The 16,331-nt window shown below is 56.3% G+C and carries 11 protein-coding genes and 1 riboswitch; of the genes, 2 read left to right on the top strand and 9 right to left on the bottom strand.

The features are described 5' to 3' along the window. Positions 1-90 precede the first annotated feature (90 nt). Positions 91-2,298 (top strand): catalase/peroxidase HPI, encoded by a 2,208-nt coding sequence (gene katG / locus BMY44_RS07320; protein WP_089994661.1) that lies wholly within the window; start codon positions 91-93, stop codon positions 2,296-2,298. A gap of 72 nt (positions 2,299-2,370) precedes the next feature. On the opposite strand, the gene gcvP is transcribed toward katG, so the two are convergent. Genes gcvP through gcvT form a run of 3 tightly spaced genes read right to left on the bottom strand, consistent with a single transcriptional unit; the run spans position 2,371 to position 6,724 of the window. Further along, the gene (gcvP, locus tag BMY44_RS07325) at positions 2,371-5,214 is read right to left on the bottom strand and encodes an aminomethyl-transferring glycine dehydrogenase (RefSeq protein ID WP_089992182.1); all 2,844 of its coding nucleotides are present in this window, start codon (positions 5,212-5,214) and stop codon (positions 2,371-2,373) included. Positions 5,215-5,224: 10 nt separating this feature from the next. Next, complete coding sequence (gcvH, locus tag BMY44_RS07330; RefSeq protein WP_089992185.1) at positions 5,225-5,584, bottom strand: glycine cleavage system protein GcvH; 360 nt, start codon at positions 5,582-5,584, stop codon at positions 5,225-5,227. A 15-nt stretch (positions 5,585-5,599) separates the two neighbouring features. After that, on the bottom strand, positions 5,600-6,724 hold the full coding sequence (gcvT, locus tag BMY44_RS07335; protein WP_089992188.1) for a glycine cleavage system aminomethyltransferase GcvT: 1,125 nt from the start codon (positions 6,722-6,724) through the stop codon (positions 5,600-5,602). Between the two features lie 152 nt (positions 6,725-6,876). After that, positions 6,877-6,962, bottom strand: a riboswitch (glycine riboswitch). Between the two features lie 136 nt (positions 6,963-7,098). On the opposite strand from gcvT, the gene BMY44_RS07340 reads away from it, so the two are divergent. Continuing rightward, complete coding sequence (locus BMY44_RS07340) at positions 7,099-8,949, top strand: extracellular solute-binding protein (RefSeq protein WP_089992191.1); 1,851 nt, start codon at positions 7,099-7,101, stop codon at positions 8,947-8,949. A gap of 3 nt (positions 8,950-8,952) precedes the next feature. Here BMY44_RS07340 and BMY44_RS07345 read toward each other — a convergent pair whose 3' ends face one another. The 6 genes from BMY44_RS07345 to BMY44_RS07370 form a co-directional block, all read right to left on the bottom strand. Then, positions 8,953-9,474: a glutathione peroxidase gene (locus tag BMY44_RS07345; protein ID WP_089994662.1), complete on the bottom strand. Its 522-nt coding sequence runs from the start codon at positions 9,472-9,474 to the stop codon at positions 8,953-8,955. A 60-nt stretch (positions 9,475-9,534) separates the two neighbouring features. Further along, entirely contained in the window at positions 9,535-10,527 is a 993-nt protein-coding gene (locus BMY44_RS07350) for a C45 family autoproteolytic acyltransferase/hydrolase (protein ID WP_089992194.1), read from the bottom strand. Positions 10,528-10,620: 93 nt separating this feature from the next. Next, a complete protein-coding gene (locus tag BMY44_RS07355) occupies positions 10,621-12,072 on the bottom strand; it encodes a biotin carboxylase (protein WP_089992196.1) in 1,452 nt (483 codons plus the stop codon). Between the two features lie 12 nt (positions 12,073-12,084). Then, positions 12,085-14,838 carry an aminotransferase class I/II-fold pyridoxal phosphate-dependent enzyme gene (locus BMY44_RS07360; RefSeq protein WP_089992199.1) on the bottom strand — a complete coding sequence of 918 codons (2,754 nt, stop codon included), beginning with the start codon at positions 14,836-14,838 and terminating at the stop codon, positions 12,085-12,087. A gap of 57 nt (positions 14,839-14,895) precedes the next feature. Further along, positions 14,896-15,864 carry a carbon-nitrogen hydrolase family protein gene (locus tag BMY44_RS07365; RefSeq protein WP_089992202.1) on the bottom strand — a complete coding sequence of 323 codons (969 nt, stop codon included), beginning with the start codon at positions 15,862-15,864 and terminating at the stop codon, positions 14,896-14,898. Between the two features lie 39 nt (positions 15,865-15,903). Continuing rightward, the gene (locus BMY44_RS07370; protein WP_089992205.1) at positions 15,904-16,329 is read right to left on the bottom strand and encodes a universal stress protein; all 426 of its coding nucleotides are present in this window, start codon (positions 16,327-16,329) and stop codon (positions 15,904-15,906) included. Positions 16,330-16,331 lie beyond the last annotated feature (2 nt).

The following is a 16,331-nucleotide window of genomic DNA, read 5'->3' on the forward strand; positions in this document are numbered from 1 at the left end:
TGTCGGCTATTTAGAATGCATCTAAAAGAGCGATGCAGAGGTCATGCCTGCGTCTGCTGGAAATTGTGCAAGCTTGGGAGAGATCAGATGATGGATGGTAATGATATCGGCAAATGCCCGGTCATGGGCCACGGGATGAACAGCAAGTTCGGCACACGATCGGTACGCGATTGGTGGCCAAACCAGCTGAATTTGAAGATCCTGCACCAGAATTCCACGGCACTGAACCCGATCGGCGAAGAGTTTGACTATGCCGAAGCGTTCAAGACGCTTGATCTGGATGCGGTCAAGGCAGACATCTTTGCCCTTCTGAAAGACAGCAAGGAATGGTGGCCTGCCGACTACGGACACTATGGCCCCTTCATGATCCGCATGGCGTGGCATTCTGCAGGCACCTATCGCACGGCGGATGGCCGCGGTGGTGCGGGATCCGGTTCATTCCGTTTTGCGCCCCTGAACTCCTGGCCTGACAATGGCAACCTTGATAAGGCCCGCCGTCTTTTGTGGCCAGTCAAGAAAAAATACGGCAATGCGCTGTCATGGGCCGACCTGTTCATCCTGACCGGGAACTGCGCGATTGAAGACATGGGCCTCAAGCCGTTTGGATTTGCGGGCGGCCGCGTTGATGTTTATGAACCCGAAGAAGACATCTATTGGGGCCGCGAAGACGAATGGCTCGCTACTTCCGACAAGCCGAATAGCCGCTATTCGGGTGATCGCGAGTTGGAAAACCCACTTGCCGCTGTTCAGATGGGTCTGATCTACGTCAATCCAGAAGGTCCGGATGGGAACCCCGATCCGCTCGCCTCTGCTCATGACATTCGCGAAACGTTCAGCCGCATGGCGATGAACGATGCGGAAACTGTCGCCCTTGTTGCAGGTGGTCACACCTTTGGTAAGGCCCACGGTGCCGGTGATCCGAACCTTGTCGGATCGGAGCCTGAAGGTTCCGCAATGGAAGCCATGGGTTTCGGTTGGAAAAACGGCCACAAGTCCGGCAAAGGCGTTGATACCACGACTTCGGGCATCGAAGGTCCGTGGACCGCAAATCCGATCAAATGGGACATGGGATATTTCGATGTCCTGTTCGGCTATGACTGGCAGCTGACGAAGTCACCTGCCGGTGCCCACATCTGGGAAGCTGTCGATCTGAGAGAAGAAGATCACGCACCCGAAGTGGATGGATCAGGCAAGCCGGTCAAGTTGATGATGACCACGGCTGATATGGCGATGCGGATGGACCCCGCTTACGAAAAGATTTCGCGCCGCTATCACGAGAATCCGGACGAGTTTGCGGATGCTTTCGCCCGTGCCTGGTTCAAGCTGACCCACCGCGACATGGGTCCAAAGTCGCTTTATCTGGGCAAGGATGTTCCAGCCGAAGACCTGTTGTGGCAGGACCCGATCCCGCCAGTCAATCATCCGCTGATCGACAATGCCGACATTGAGGCGCTCAAGTCGGACATTCTGGCAACCGGACTGCCGACGGCAGATCTTGTCAGCGTTGCGTGGGCCTCGGCGTCGACGTTCCGCGGATCGGACAAGCGCGGCGGTGCCAATGGTGCCCGCATTCGTCTTGCGCCACAAAAGGATTGGTACGTCAACGAACCAGACAAACTTGCGAAAGTTTTGTCAGCGCTTGAGAACGTTCAGTCCGCATTCAACGCGAATGCCGCTGGTGGAAAGCGCGTGTCTTTGGCTGACCTGATCGTTCTGGCCGGTTGTGCGGCGATTGAGAAGGCTGCCAAGGCAGGCGGATATAATGCAACCGTGCCGTTCACGCCGGGCCGCACAGACGCGTCAGCAGAGCAAACCGACGTAGAATCCTTTGAGCCGCTTGAGCCGTTGGCTGACGGGTTCCGCAATTATCAAAAACAGGACTATTCGTTTTCTGCCGAAGAAATGCTGGTTGATCGTGCCCAGCTGCTGACCCTATCTGCACCGGAAATGGCTGCATTGGTCGGCGGCCTGCGGGTGCTTGGAGCGAACACCGAAGACAGCCCGCATGGTGTCTTCACGGATCGCAAGGGCGTGTTGTCCAACGATTTCTTCACCACGATTACCAGCATGGATATCGAGTGGAAACCAACTGGCGATGGCATTTTCGCCGCAACGGATCGCGCGACAGGTGATCAGAAGTGGACCGGTACACGCGTTGACCTTGTCTTCGGATCGAATTCCCAGTTGCGTGCGATTTCGGAAGTCTACGCGCAGGATGGCTCAGAAGCTGATTTTGTCGCGAAGTTCATTGCGGCCTGGAACAAAGTCATGATGCTTGATCGTTTCGACGTGAAGTAAGCGGGCGATCTGCGCAATAGAATGAAGGCCTTCCCATCCCGGGAAGGCCTTTTTGTGTCGTATCAGGTGCACCTATTCTGCTGCGGTTGCATAGTCTTCCATCGGTGGGCAGGTACAGGAGAGGTTGCGATCGCCCCAGACGTTGTCCACCCGGTTGACCGGCGGCCAGTATTTGTCGACGCGAAAGGCACCCGCTGGAAAGCAACCGGTTTCGCGGCTGTAAGGTCTATCCCATTCGCGCACGAGATCTTCCATCGTATGCGGTGCGTTCTTGAGCGGGTTGTTCTCGGGATCAATCTTTCCATCCTCGATCATGCGGATTTCTTCGCGTATCCCCAGCATCGCATCGCAGAACCGGTCAAGTTCGGCCTTTGTTTCGGATTCTGTCGGTTCGATCATTAGCGTACCCGCGACCGGCCAGCTCATCGTTGGGGCGTGGAAGCCGCAATCGGACAAACGCTTGGCGATATCATCAACCGTGACATGCGCGCTGTCTGCGAATGGTCGCGTGTCAATTATGCATTCGTGCGCGACGCGCCCCGTCGGCCCTTTGTAAAGCACATCGAACGCCCCTTCGAGCCGCTTGGCGATGTAATTTGCGTTCAGAATGGCGACGCGTGTGGCCTGCGTCAGCCCGTCCCCGCCCATCATCAGGCAGTAGGCCCATGAGATCGGAAGGAGCGACGGTGATCCGAAGGCCGCCGCGCTTACCGCACCTCCGCCGCCGTTTGGATCACCTGGCAAATGCGGGACGAGGTGCGATTTGACGCCGATTGGTCCCATGCCGGGGCCCCCGCCCCCATGCGGGATGCAGAACGTCTTGTGCAGATTGAGGTGGCTGACGTCACCGCCGAGATCGCCCGGTCTGCTTAGACCGACCATCGCGTTCATGTTCGCCCCGTCAATATAGACCTGCCCGCCCGCATCGTGAACGATCTTGCAGACGTCGATCACCGTTTCCTCGAAAACGCCATGTGTCGAAGGATACGTGATCATGCACCCGGCCAGATTGTCCGCGTGTTCGTCTGCCTTCGCCCTGAAATCGTCAAGGTCGATGTCCCCATTCGGGTCGGATTTCACAGGCACGACCTTCCAGCCAACCATCTGCGCAGAGGCAGGGTTTGTGCCGTGCGCGCTCATCGGAATTAAGCAGATATTGCGGTGCGATTGACCGTTGGCGGCGTGATACCCCGCAATGGCGAGCAGACCGGCGTATTCACCCTGCGCGCCGGAATTCGGCTGCATCGACAGGGCGTCATAGCCCGTGATTTCGCACAGTTTTGCCGACAGATCGTCGATCATTTCGTGATAACCAGCCGCCTGATCAGCCGGACAGTAGGGATGCAGTAGCGAAAATTCGCGCCACGTCACAGGCATCATTTCTGCGGCCGAGTTCAGCTTCATCGTACACGACCCCAGCGGAATCATGGCCCGGTCAAGCGCGAGATCGCGGTCCGCCAGGCGCCGCATGTAGCGCATCATCTCTGTTTCGGCGCGGTTCATGTGAAAGACTGGATGCGTCAGGTAATCGGACTGACGTACCAGAGCGTCGGGCATGCGGTATTCTGCTGTCAGGTCCGTGTCGCGGTTCAGAATGCCGAAGGCCCGCCAAACGCTTCGGATCGTGTCAGGGCGGGTCAGCTCGTCTAGCGTGATCCCGATGTGTTGATCCCCCACCCGTCGCAGGTTGATACCTTCATCGACCGCCGATTTCATCACGGCTGATTGAAGTGGCCCTACATCGACCGTGATCGTGTCGAAGAAGGATTTGGGCGTGACGGTGAAGCCGGCCTCTTCCAATCCTCGCGCGAGCCGCACCATCTTGCGATGAATCCGCTGGGCGATCGCTTTCAGGCCACGCGGGCCGTGGAAAACGGCGTAGAAGCCTGCCATGACGGCCAGCAATGCTTGGGCCGTGCAGACGTTGGAGGTCGCCTTTTCGCGCCGGATGTGTTGCTCGCGCGTTTGCAGCGACAGGCGATAGGCGCGATTACCGTGGCTGTCGATTGACACGCCGACAATCCGGCCGGGCATACTGCGGGCATATCCCGCTTTCGTTGCCATGTAGGCTGCATGCGGGCCGCCATATCCGACGGGCACGCCAAAGCGCTGGGTCGAGCCGACGGCGATGTCTGCACCCATGGCACCGGGTTCTTTCAGGAGCGTCAGTGACAACGGGTCAGCCGAAATGATGCCGATTGCGTTTTCTGCATGCAGTTTCGAGATCGGATCGCTGAAATCGCGCAAATGGCCGTATGTGCCGGGGTACTGGAAGATTGCCCCGAAGACAGCAGTTGCATCCAGATCGTCGGGGTCACCGATGATGATGTCGATCCCCAGCGGTTTGGCCCGCGTCTGCATCACCGCGATGTTTTGCGGATGGCAGTTCTTGTCGATGAAGAACCCTTTGACCTTTGCCTTACTGATCCGTTGCGCCATGGTCATGGCCTCTGCACAGGCCGTGGCCTCGTCCAGCAGCGATGCATTGGCCACATCGAGGCCGGTGAGGTCGGAAACCATTGTCTGGAAGTTCAGCAAAGCCTCGAGGCGGCCTTGGCTGATCTCTGGCTGATAGGGCGTATAGGCCGTATACCAAGCGGGATTTTCAAGAATGTTGCGTTGGATCGCCGGTGGCGTGACTGTCCCGTGATAACCCTGCCCGATCAGCGAGGTCAGCACCTTGTTCTTGGAAGCCGTGACCCGCATGTGGTAAAGCAATTCGCTTTCGGACTTTGCCTTGCCGAAATCGAGCGGCGTCTTTTGCCGGATGTTAGCAGGGATCGTATCCGCGATCAGATCGTCCAGATCTTTCGCCCCGACGACTTCCAGCATGTCTTTCATTTCCGCTGGTGACGGACCGATATGGCGGCGGTTTGCGAAATCGTATGGCAGATAGTCGGTCGGGGTGAAGGTCATTCTACTGCTCCTAGCCGATCATCTTGTTGTAGGCGGCTTCGTCCATCAGATCGTCAAGCTGGGACGGATCGGATGGTTTGATCTTGAAAAACCAACCGTCGCCCAGTGCGTCCGTGTTTGCGAGGCTTGGGTCATCGACAAGGCTTGTGTTCACTTCAGTGATTTCACCATCGACGGGGGCTAGGATATCAGACGCAGCCTTAACACTTTCGATGACGACGATTTCGTCGTCCTTGGTCACGGTCGCGCCGACCTCTGGAAGTTCGACAAAGACAAGATCGCCCAATTGCGTTGTTGCGTGCTCGGTAATGCCAACGACATAAACGTCGCCATCAGCGCGCAACCATTCGTGTTCTTCAGTATATTTCATAGGGTCGTCTTCCTTCTAGCGTTTGAAGTTGGCTGGTGTGAATGGCAGTGACGTCACGGTTAGCGACTGGCGCTTACCGCGCAATTCGCCCCAGACCGTCGTGCCGGGTTTTGCAAGCGCCGTCGTGACATAGCCCATCGCGATGGGGCGGTTTACGGTCGGTCCGAAACCGCCAGATGTAATTGTTCCGATGGGGACGCTTGCGTTTTCTTCGGCGAAAAGCTGGACACCTTCGCGCATTGGCGCGCGTCCGTCTGGGAGGAGACCGACACGTTTGCGCGATGAGTTGCTTTCAATTTGTGACAAGATTCTTTCGGCCCCGGGAAAGCCAGCGGCGCGTGCACCACCCTGCCTGCGCACTTTCTGGATTGCCCATGTCAGCGCCGCTTCGACGGGTGTTGTGGTTTCGTCGATGTCATGGCCGTAAAGGCACAAGCCGGCTTCTAGCCGCAAGGAATCTCGCGCGCCAAGGCCGATGGGGGCCACGTCCGGATGGTCGAGCAGTGTTCTTGCAATGCCCATTGCTGCTGTCGCAGGAATTGAGAGTTCGTATCCGTCCTCTCCGGTATAGCCCGAGCGTGACGCCCAGACCTCGGTACCGGCGATGTCGAGTGTACTTACGTCCATAAATTGCATGTTGGCAGCGCTTGGATCTAATGCTGACAGCACGGTCTCGGCTGCCGGCCCTTGCAATGCAAGCAGTGCGCGGTCTGTCAGTTCTGTCACGGTGACGTCAGGTTCGAGTGCCTTTTTCATCCGGGCGATGTCGCTCGCTTTGCAGGCCGCATTAACCACAAGGAAAACATGATCGCCCCGGTTGGCCAGCATCAAGTCGTCGTCGATCCCGCCAGTCGCATTCGTGAAATACCCGTAGCGTTGTCGGTCAGGTTTCAGTCCGATGATGTCAACGGGGATCAGGGTTTCCAAGGCAGCAGCGGCGGCTTTATAGCTCGCCCCTTTGACGATCACCTGCCCCATGTGACTGACATCGAAAAGCCCAGCCTTTTCGCGGGTATGCAAGTGTTCCTTCAGAACGCCCATGCCGTATTGCACCGGCATGTCATACCCTGCAAAAGGCACCATTTTCGCGCCAGATTCTGTGTGAAGTGCATGGAGGGGAGTCTTTTTCAGGTCTGTCATCACGCCTTTGCCAATCTCTTGCTGGCGTGATTCTGGAAATCCGTCAGCACTGATCCTGCACAGGTAATGACCTGCGCTTCAGTGCCCCCTCTGTCCATTTGCCTGAGATCATTATCCCTTCGGCGACCGCTTTGCGGTTCTCTCCAGAGTCTTATACACCTTTGGTCCTTTGGCCTGAGAGTTTCCGAGGCGGTTGCTCCTTCGGCACCGGGACTACCGGTTCTCCCAAAAGTGTAGGAAGACGCTACATCGCGTTCCCGAGCCTGTCAAAATGAATATCTGGATCACCGGTCCGTCCCTCTGTCATAGAGGTGACTTGACAGTTCACTGCTGCTGGTTGTGACTTGCATTGACTCAAGCTTTGGAGGCTTTGCATGAAATCCCGTTTTTATCCCCTGTTCGCCATCATTTTCGCCGCTGCTCCGGCTGCTGCGGATGTCACGATCAGTCACGGTTATTCTGCATTCGGGGATTTGAAATACGGGCCGGATTTCAGGCATTTCGACTATGCCAACCCGGATGCGCCAAAAGGCGGCACGATGAGCCAGCGACAGCTGTTCGGTATTCCGACGTTTAACAGCCTAAATGCGTTTATCGTCAAAGGAGACTACGCACCCGAAGTCGGCGTCCACATGTACGATAGTCTGATGGTGCGGGCCAATGACGAACCTGACGCGATGTATGGGTTGATTGCCGAAACCATCGAGTATCCGGATGATTACTCCTATGTCGTCTTCAACATGCGGCCCGAAGCGCAATTCCATGATGGCGAGCCGTTGACCGCTGATGACGTGGTTTTCACTGTCAATGCGCTCAAGTCCGAAGGTCATCCCTACTATCGCAATCTGCTAAGCGATCTGACAGACGTCACGGCCGAGACACCACATCGCGTGCGGTTCGATCTTGCACCGGGCGCTGGACGCGGGTTTCTTGGCGATCTTGCCGGCCTGTCCATCCTGCCAGAACATTTCTACGAGGGAACGCCATTTGGCGAGTCTTGGATGACAATTCCTGTGGGGTCCGGACCCTATATCATCGACAACGTCGACGCGCCGCGCAGTATCAAATTCTGTCGGAATGATGAGTATTGGGCCGCCGATCTTCCTGTGAATGCAGGCCGCAACAACTTTGATTGCTTTGCCTATGAGTATTTTGCTGATGACACTGTCGGACTGGAAGCCTTTGCCGCCGGGGAATACCTTTTCCGCACGGAAAATCGCGCGGCGAACTGGGCGAACAGCTATGATTTCCCAGCAGCTGTGCGCGGGGATGTGCAGAAAATCCTAATACCTGACGGTCGTCCTGCCAACGCGCAAGGCATCTGGTTCAACTTGCGTAATCCTGTTCTTCAGGATGTTCGCGTTCGGCAAGCGCTGGAATATGCGTTCAACTTCGAATGGACGAACGCAACGCTGTTCTATGACGCCTACAAGCGCACCGATAGCTTTTTTGAGAATACTGACATGGAGGCCATCGGAGTGCCCGAGGGCGCGGAACTCGCGCTGCTTGAAGAGTTCCGCGACCAGCTTTCGCCGGAAATTTTTACAGAACCTGCCTATATTCCCTACGCAGGAAGCGAAGCGCCGCGAGATCGCGCCGCGTTGCGCAAAGCAGGCCAGTTGCTGGATGACGCCGGCTGGAGCGTCAGTGACGACGGGTTGCGCGTCAACGCCGCTGGCGAGGTATTGCGATTGGAATTTCCCGAAGACAGCAGGAGCCTTGAACGGGTTCTGATCCCTTTTATCGAGAACGCGAAATCGATCGGTGTGGACATCGTCTTTGAAGTGCTGGACCCGGCGGCTCAGAGCCAACGCCGCGAGGTCTTTGACTTTGATCTGACTTTGGCAAGTTGGGCCGTATCTGTCACGCCGGGCGCAGAATTACGTGCGTTTTATGGATCGAATGCCGCCACGACTGACGGCAGCAACAACCTGAGCGGTCTTGCCGATCCAGTTGTCGACGCCTTGATCGAAAAGGTTGCTGCAGCGGAAAGCCGTGAAGACCTGACTGTTGCCGCCCGCGCGCTTGATCGCGTTCTGCGGTCCAAGCATGTCTGGATCGGCAATTGGAACGGTGGCGGGCACCGCGTTGCCCACTGGGACGTGTTCGGCATTCCGTCTGAACCTGCCCCATTCGATTTCTTCCGGAATGTCGATTTCTGGTGGTTTGACGCCGAGAAATATCAGGCGATGGTAGATGCTGGAACGCTGGCTGATCGGTTCTAAGGTTCAGGGAAAGAGCGCTTCGATCTTATCCGTCACCTGGCGGGACAGTGGATCGATTTGCGAGCCAAACGTGTCAACGACATTTCCGTCTGGGCCGATCAGAACCTTGTTGAAGTTCCAACGGGGGACAAAACCTGTTTCTGCGTTCAATGACGCAAAGAATGGATGCGCCGCATTTCCTTTGACGCTGGTGATCGTCGTCATGGGAAGGTCAATTCCGTACTGCAATTCGCAAAATTCCTTGACCTCTGCATCGCTGGCCAGTTCCTGATTGAAATCATCAGATGGCACTGCAAGCACGACAAGCCCCCGTTCCCGGTAGGTGTCATAGAGATCCTGCAAGCTGCGATACTGGCCGGTGAAAGCACATTGCGATGCCGTGTTCACCACCAAAACGGGCTGTCCTGCCCATTGCGAAACGGCGAGCGTGCCTCCGTCGATCGAGTCAAACGTCGTTTCCAGATCGAGTGCCTTCGCAGGCAAACCGACGCAGATCAGCACGGCCATACAGAATGAGCGAAACATCATAGCCCCCTTTTTGATTCATATACGGGTCCGCGCGCCAATTGGATGACTGTTTGTCGCTCATCTTGCGACCTGATGGATCTGTCCGGGGAACACGACACGGACGCTGTCTTCGCTGAAGTTGTCAAAGCCCTTGGTCCATTTCCGATCCGGCCAATGGACGTCAAGCACGCCATCCTTTGGGCGGTAAGCAGCGGTATAAAGCGTTCCGAACCCCGACGAAAACGCCGTGGAATAAAGCGGCGGACGTAGAAACGCGCCGATGAACTTTTCTTGCGTTTCAGGATGCAGGGTCAGGCGCTGCAATAGATAGCGCTCCCGCTCCACGGTGGCCGTGAACTTTGCATGGCTGGCCCATTCGACCCGTTCCTGATGGTTCGTTGCGACAGCCGCATGGGTCAACACAGTCGGCCGGTCGGGTGTCAGGTACGCAGTCAGAAAGTGCCGCTTGGCGTCCAGAACTGTAACGTTGTAGCTCATGTGCGATGGCACACGGCGCAGAACTTTGCCCGCTTCTTCGGTCGTCGTGCAGGTTTGCAGAATATATCGCAGGATGAGCGGCACACCGAAGCCGGTGCCAACCTCTCTTCGTCCGCCGAAGGTCAGCGAAGCTGAAAGCCCTGCGTCGTTCATCCCATCGACCAGCCCGAATAGACCGTCTGTCGTTCCTATGACGCCGCGACCGTTCCACTTGGTCTTGAGGATTACCGCATCGAAGGCGTCTTTGTCGTAATCGTAATTGCGCACCAGCAGCGGTTCATCGCCGGGCCAGATCGCCTGACTACATCCGGCGAGATAACGCGGCGGGCAATAGAAGCTGAGAAAGCGTGCTTCTTTATCGCCACCGCCAACCAGTTCACACAAGTCTTCGTACAGCCCGGAAATTTCGGGCATGTGTTTCTTGATGGCTTGTCGGCACTCATGATAGGTCGGACGCCCAGAAAGCCCTTCCCGCGCCCACCAGGCAGCGTACGACGGCCAATAGCTTGCGAACTGTGCGGCCCACTTCGGGCCGGCTATGTCCTCACTGATGGCGCGAAACAGAACAGTCATGGCCCCTAGTTACCCATTGAAGGAGGTAGCACAAGCTGATGCGCCGCGAAGAACGCGATGGACCTGACTCCATCGCGACCCTTTCGCGTGATGCTACATGATTTTGAATGCCGGATCTTCCAAAGCCTGCGCTGAAGGCAAAGGACGGGCAGAATAGGCGTTCTTGATTCCGTCGATCCATTGCTTGGACTTGTCTGTCAGCCTGAACCCCTTCGTCATCGAGCGACCACGCGTGACAAGAATTCCAAGGTCCGCGCCCTCATAGCGGTAGTCGCCGGCATTCGATATCCGCAAGAAAAACGCTTCGTTATCGTCTTCGACCGCACGGCGGTGGTAGTCAAAGCGGTCAAAGACCACCTGCCCGTCCGGTAGCATCTTGTAGATGCCGGATTCAGGTGCATGGGTGATGATATCTACGTTGTCATCCGTGTGCTTGATCACCATCTGCGACCAACTGTCGATCATATCCGGGTCAGCCCAGCGGGCGTTGATCTCCTCGACGTCCAACTTGAACGGCTTTTTCGAGAATTCCAGCAAGTGGAACAAGAACAGGGGCGCGTCTGCATGGGCAAAGGCCGCGTGGTTCGTCATGGATGATGCACCGGTGATCCGCGGATTTAGTTCGCCGAGCCAGATGTCACCCGTTTTCTTGTCAATTAGGAAGTCGAGTTCGAAATAGCCGCGGTAGCCTTCCTTGCGCAGTTGCTCTCCGAATTTGAACGTCAGTTCGCGCGCCTTTTCACGAGTCTTCGGCGGGAAGGCGGTTGCGAAGATTTCATTCCCACACCAGCCGCCACGATAAGGGGTCAGTTCCTTGAATCCGACCAGTTCGGTCATCAATGGACCAACGATCGTGCCTTCTGAGGTGGCACAAGCTTCGATTGCCGATCCGCGGCAATCGATGCGTTTCATGATCTTGATCTCGCCCTCGCCGATGATTTCGTGCTCGTGCTTGCGGAAATCTGCCTCTGACTTGATGAAGAACGTCGTGTGCCCGCTGTCGCCAAAGGCAGACTGCAAGACTAGGTCATGCCCGATCCCTGCTTTTTCGCAGACTTGACGCAGGTGATCATAGCTTTTTACGACGGACAGGACGTTCGGCACGGATGGCACACCGGCCTTGTTGCCGATGCGGACTGTTTCGATCTTGTTGTCCATGTTCGTGCGTAGCTTTGCCTTGGGAAACCAGACCTCTCCGCCCAGTTCCTTGGCAAGCTTTTCCGTTTTCTCGTCGAACATGAGGAACACGAACTTCGGCTTGCCGCCGCGTTCTTTCACGTAATCAACCACCTCTTTGTGCTGCAGAAGATAGTTGTTGATGTCTTCGATCGACTGGAATTCGTCATGCGGCAGTTCGGATGGCACAAGAACGTTCGGATGCCGTCCGTCGAAACAATCCATGTAGCAGATGTACTTGAAATTCTTCACCCATTCATCAAGTCCAAGCAGATTGAAGTTGGTGGCGGAAACGAAATAGACCGGATCGGTGTTGGTGTGAAAAAACCGCCGGATTTCGGAGATGTTCTTGAGTGTCTTCTTTGGCATGTTTCTTCCTCTCTATTTCGACTTTTGCGCGACCCCTTCGAGGGCCTCGTTCGTGAACACCCGCAAGCCAAGGTCTGGCCGGTAGCCGTGGATCTCACTCACATCCAATGCCCGCATGAAGGACAGGATTTCCGTGCTGATCACCTGGCCCGGCACCAGGATTGGAAAACCGGGTGGATAGGGAATGATAAACGAGGCGGAGACGAGCTCTTCTCCAGCTTCGAGCCGCGACATCAGCTTGTCATCAAGATCGAAATAGTCGCAGTTGTTTTCATCATATGCCAAAAAGAAGGCTGTGCGGATATCGCCTTCCGGCGTTTCGGAGCCGGAGCGGAAGGCATCATGGAAACGGCTGAAATCGGGCAGTGGTGGAACATCATCTACAAGTGCCGACACGCGTTTTTCAAAGGACAGACGTTCCATCCGCGAAGCATCGTCCAGCAGATCGTCAAGTTCGTTCGCAACTTCGACAAGCACTTCGATCAGGTAGGCCACCGACGACCGTGTCGTCCCGATGTTGGTCATGAACAGGACAGAGTTGCGCGACGTCTTGTTGATCTGGATACCGTATTTATCCATCAAAATCTTGGTCTTGAACGTGTCACCGTCCCATCCCGTACCGCCTACGGCCAGTGTGACCCGCGTTGGATCGAGCACGAATTCGTCCTTCGCCCAGATTTCCCATTTGTCCGACCAACCGTCATGCTGGTCGTAATATGCCGAAATCCCGCTTTCGCGGAACTGTTCCGGGATCATGTCGGAAGGGCGCAGCACCTGGAAATACTTCTGGAGCAGCGGATGTGTCGCGACCGCGCGGCGGATGGCCATCGCGCTTTCGACCTGCCGTTGCACGAATTCGAACCCTTCGAGTTCGACCTGACGCCGCCCGACATCAAGCGAGGCAATGATCTGGTAGTTCGGTGATGTCGACGTGTGCGTCATATAGGCTTCGTGAAAAGCCTGTTCGACTTCTCCTTTGAAATCCATGTCGTTGACGTGGATCATCGACCCCTGTCGCAGTGCAGTCAGGGTTTTGTGCGTTGATTGCGTCGCATAGACTCGCACTCGTGCCGTCGGTGGCGGGACCAGTCGCGTGTTCAGCAGGGTTTCATTATCAGCGTCCTTGAGGGTCGCTTGCTGTGCCTCATAGGCTGCTTTGTGCGAGTCCTCGCGCAACCTGTCGCGCATGTTGTTTGCCACAGCCATAGCCGTTCGCTGCCGATAGGTTGGGCTAAAGCGGGCGAAGGCAAACCATGCTTCATCCCACAGGAAGACGAGATCGCTTTTGATGGCGAGGCATTCTTCCATCACACGTTCAACATTGTAGACCAGACCGTCAAAGGTGCAGTTCGTCAGAAGAACCATGCGCACCCGATCAAGCTTGCCTGCCGCTTTCAGATTCAGAAGCGTCCGCTTGACTTCATGAAGCGGCACCGCGCCATACATCGAATATTCATGCAGCGGATAGCTGTCCATGTAGACGACGTTGGCACCAGCCAAGACCATACCGTAGTGATGCGACTTGTGGCAGTCGCGGTCCACCAGAACAATATCACCAGGTCTGACAAGGGCCTGGACAACGATCTTATTGCAAGTGGAGGTTCCGTTCGTGGCAAAAAAGGTCTGCTTGGACCCGAAGGCCCGTGCCGCCATATCCTGCGCCTCTTTGATCGGACCGCGTGGTTCCAAAAGGCTGTCCAGTCCTCCGGACGTTGCGGAGGTTTCCGCAAGAAAGATGTTTGGCCCGTAAAACGCGCCCATATCCTGAATCCAGTGTGACCGGCTGATCGATTTGCCACGGCTGATCGGCATGGCGTGAAATACGCCTGTTGGCTGCCGTGAATATTCCTTGAGTGCCGTGAAGAACGGAGTCTTGTAGCGTCGATTTACGCCCCGCAGGATGTTGAGGTGCAATTCAAGGAAGTCTTCCTGATTGTAGAAGACGCGCCGACACCGTCCGAGATCGAGGCCCGCGATGTCTTCGGCAGAGCGGTCGGTAATCAGGTAGGCGTCAAGTTCTGGCCGGATTTTCGCGATAAGGCGACAAGCCTCGGGTCCGTATTCGTAAGGCTGGAGCCGTTCGACATCCTCGTCTTCGTTCAGGCGATTCAGATATTGCTGCAAGATCGGCAAGACGTTTTCTGACTTTAGAACAAGACCGGGCCGAACGATCACGGCTTGGACATTGTAGTTGAACAGAATGCCCATCAGCGCGTCTTCGATGCTGGGAACAATGACCGGTTCATAGATGAATGGATCTTCCGCGCGGCGCACCCGGTGCAGGTTGTTGCGCAGGAACCTCTCTTGGTGCTCGTTGACGTTATCGACAATCAGCACTTCGAAATAGGGGCGACCCAACGCGCGGTCTTCGGGGGGAAGCGTGCTTTCGTCTTCGAAATCTTCGTTGTCCGTCTCATCTCCGCCAAGCGGTATTGTGCGACGACGATAGGCACCTGAGGTCAGCGCGCGCGCGACGCGGCGCACGGAGACAGAGAAATCATCGATATTGCGCTGTTCGAGTAACCGGCTGAGATGGTCGAACGCATGCGCGCCCGGAAAAGCCCAATAAAGTTCGATGGGCGCAAGAGCATCGAGCAGTTCTTCTGCAGTTCGCAGGAGTTTACCGCCCATGCGCCCCTCGACCCCATGGATCCGCATCGACTCTGCCGTTTCGCGCAGCGCGCTCCACCGGTCGGCGCGCAGTTGTGTTGCACTGTAGTAGTCACTGACAGACGGCAGTTTCTTCGGCTCGTGCTGCACGTTCATACGCGGATCCTTCTGTTGTGCATCTTTTGCAAGATGCGGTTCTATCGCCCAGCGATGCTACTCCGTTCCGGTCATGCCCTTGATCCCGGGAACGGCATATCTTGCTGCGCTGTCAGGCACTTCCTGGGCCAGTGCAGTGCGCGGATCGGTGACACCTACACCAGCCATCGACCCTTTCTTCGGGGTTTCAAGCGGGCCCAGTGTCTTGAGGTAGCTGTCAACACCGCTTTGACGGTCGTAGACAGAAAACTCTGCTTCGCGATCACGGAAACTTTTCAGAACCTGTCCCAATCCCTTGAGACCTGTTTCGCGTTGGCGGCGCACAAGGTCGAGATCGATTTCGATCGGGAACATGTCCTCCTGTCCGGCCGACTGGTGCAGGACTGTCGCCGTCGGATCGACGACAAGCGAACGTCCGACCCCGCCAGCCGCGAGACCGTTGACGTCGATGACGTAGCACTGGAACTGGGCAGCAGTGGCGCGGGCAATGGCGATTTCCGCTTCGCGGTCCGTCGTGCCGGTCAGGACCGGATGCAATAGCACCTCGACACCTTGGCTCGTCAATTGGCGCGTAGTTTCGGGGAACCAGATGTCGTAGCAGATCGATAGACCGAAACGCCCGACGTCCGGCACGTCGAACACGCAGAAATCGGTTCCCGAAGATATGCCTTGTTCATACGGTTTGAACGGGAACATTTTCGAATACTTCGCTACAATCTCTCCTTCCGGATTGATCACGACAGAGGTGTTGAAGATGCGACCATCAGGGAGCTTTTCGAACATCGAGCCCGGTATGAGCCAGATACCGAACCGTTTGGCGTCTTCTTGGAACTGTGTCAGCGCTTCGTTCGGGAAGGGTTGGGCAAACTGATCAAGCGGACCGTAGGGCGCAAGTTCAGAGAACAGGGCCATCTGGGTCCACGGAAAACGTGCCATCAGTATTTCAAGCCGGTGTCGCATCGCTTCGACGTTGGAATGAAGCGCCGAGACATGCATCTGTATGCCGGCGATTGCGAAGGGTGTCATGCAGGTGTGTGCTTTCTTTTATGTTGTGCGCGAACCAGTCTAACGCACTGTCAGGACCGGTATTGTTGCGTGCCTCACGACCTTGTCGGCATTGGAACCGACGAGAAGTGTTTGCAGGTCGTTGGGCGGATGCGATGCCATGACTATCAGGTCGGCGTCAATCTGATCTGCAATGCGCAGGATCGTTTCAGGTACATGACCATGCCCCACATGGGTCTGCACCTTCGCACCGGCCGGAAACTCTTTCTCGGCGAGTTCTGACAGCCGCATCTTGAGGGACTCCATCGCCTTTTTTTCGAAATCTTCGGGCAAGAAGGATGACACCATCGCGCTGCCCAGATCATGTACGATCCCAAGCAGGTGGATGTCGCCCTCCGATCCGGCACATTGCCGGGCCATCGGGATCGCCTTTTCCCAGCTTTCGCGGTGGTTTACGTCGATTGGTAGCAGGATTTTGTCGAACATCG

This window comes from Cognatiyoonia koreensis, assembly GCF_900109295.1.
In the GTDB taxonomy this organism is placed as follows: Bacteria; Pseudomonadota; Alphaproteobacteria; order Rhodobacterales; family Rhodobacteraceae; genus Cognatiyoonia; species Cognatiyoonia koreensis.

Bases quoted from the DNA above. Each gene is read 5' to 3' on its own strand.
- BMY44_RS07350 (WP_089992194.1), bottom strand. From the start codon at position 10,527: ATGACTGTTCTGTTTCGCGCCATCAGTGAGGACATAGCCGGCCCGAAG.
- BMY44_RS07340 (WP_089992191.1), top strand. From the start codon at position 7,099: ATGAAATCCCGTTTTTATCCCCTGTTCGCCATCATTTTCGCCGCTGCT.
- BMY44_RS07360 (WP_089992199.1), bottom strand. From the start codon at position 14,838: ATGAACGTGCAGCACGAGCCGAAGAAACTGCCGTCTGTCAGTGACTAC.
- gcvP (WP_089992182.1), bottom strand. From the start codon at position 5,214: ATGACCTTCACCCCGACCGACTATCTGCCATACGATTTCGCAAACCGC.
- gcvH (WP_089992185.1), bottom strand. From the start codon at position 5,584: ATGAAATATACTGAAGAACACGAATGGTTGCGCGCTGATGGCGACGTT.
- BMY44_RS07370 (WP_089992205.1), bottom strand. From the start codon at position 16,329: ATGTTCGACAAAATCCTGCTACCAATCGACGTAAACCACCGCGAAAGC.
- katG (WP_089994661.1), top strand. From the start codon at position 91: ATGGATGGTAATGATATCGGCAAATGCCCGGTCATGGGCCACGGGATG.
- BMY44_RS07355 (WP_089992196.1), bottom strand. From the start codon at position 12,072: ATGCCAAAGAAGACACTCAAGAACATCTCCGAAATCCGGCGGTTTTTT.
- BMY44_RS07345 (WP_089994662.1), bottom strand. From the start codon at position 9,474: ATGTTTCGCTCATTCTGTATGGCCGTGCTGATCTGCGTCGGTTTGCCT.
- gcvT (WP_089992188.1), bottom strand. From the start codon at position 6,724: ATGACAGACCTGAAAAAGACTCCCCTCCATGCACTTCACACAGAATCT.
- BMY44_RS07365 (WP_089992202.1), bottom strand. From the start codon at position 15,864: ATGACACCCTTCGCAATCGCCGGCATACAGATGCATGTCTCGGCGCTT.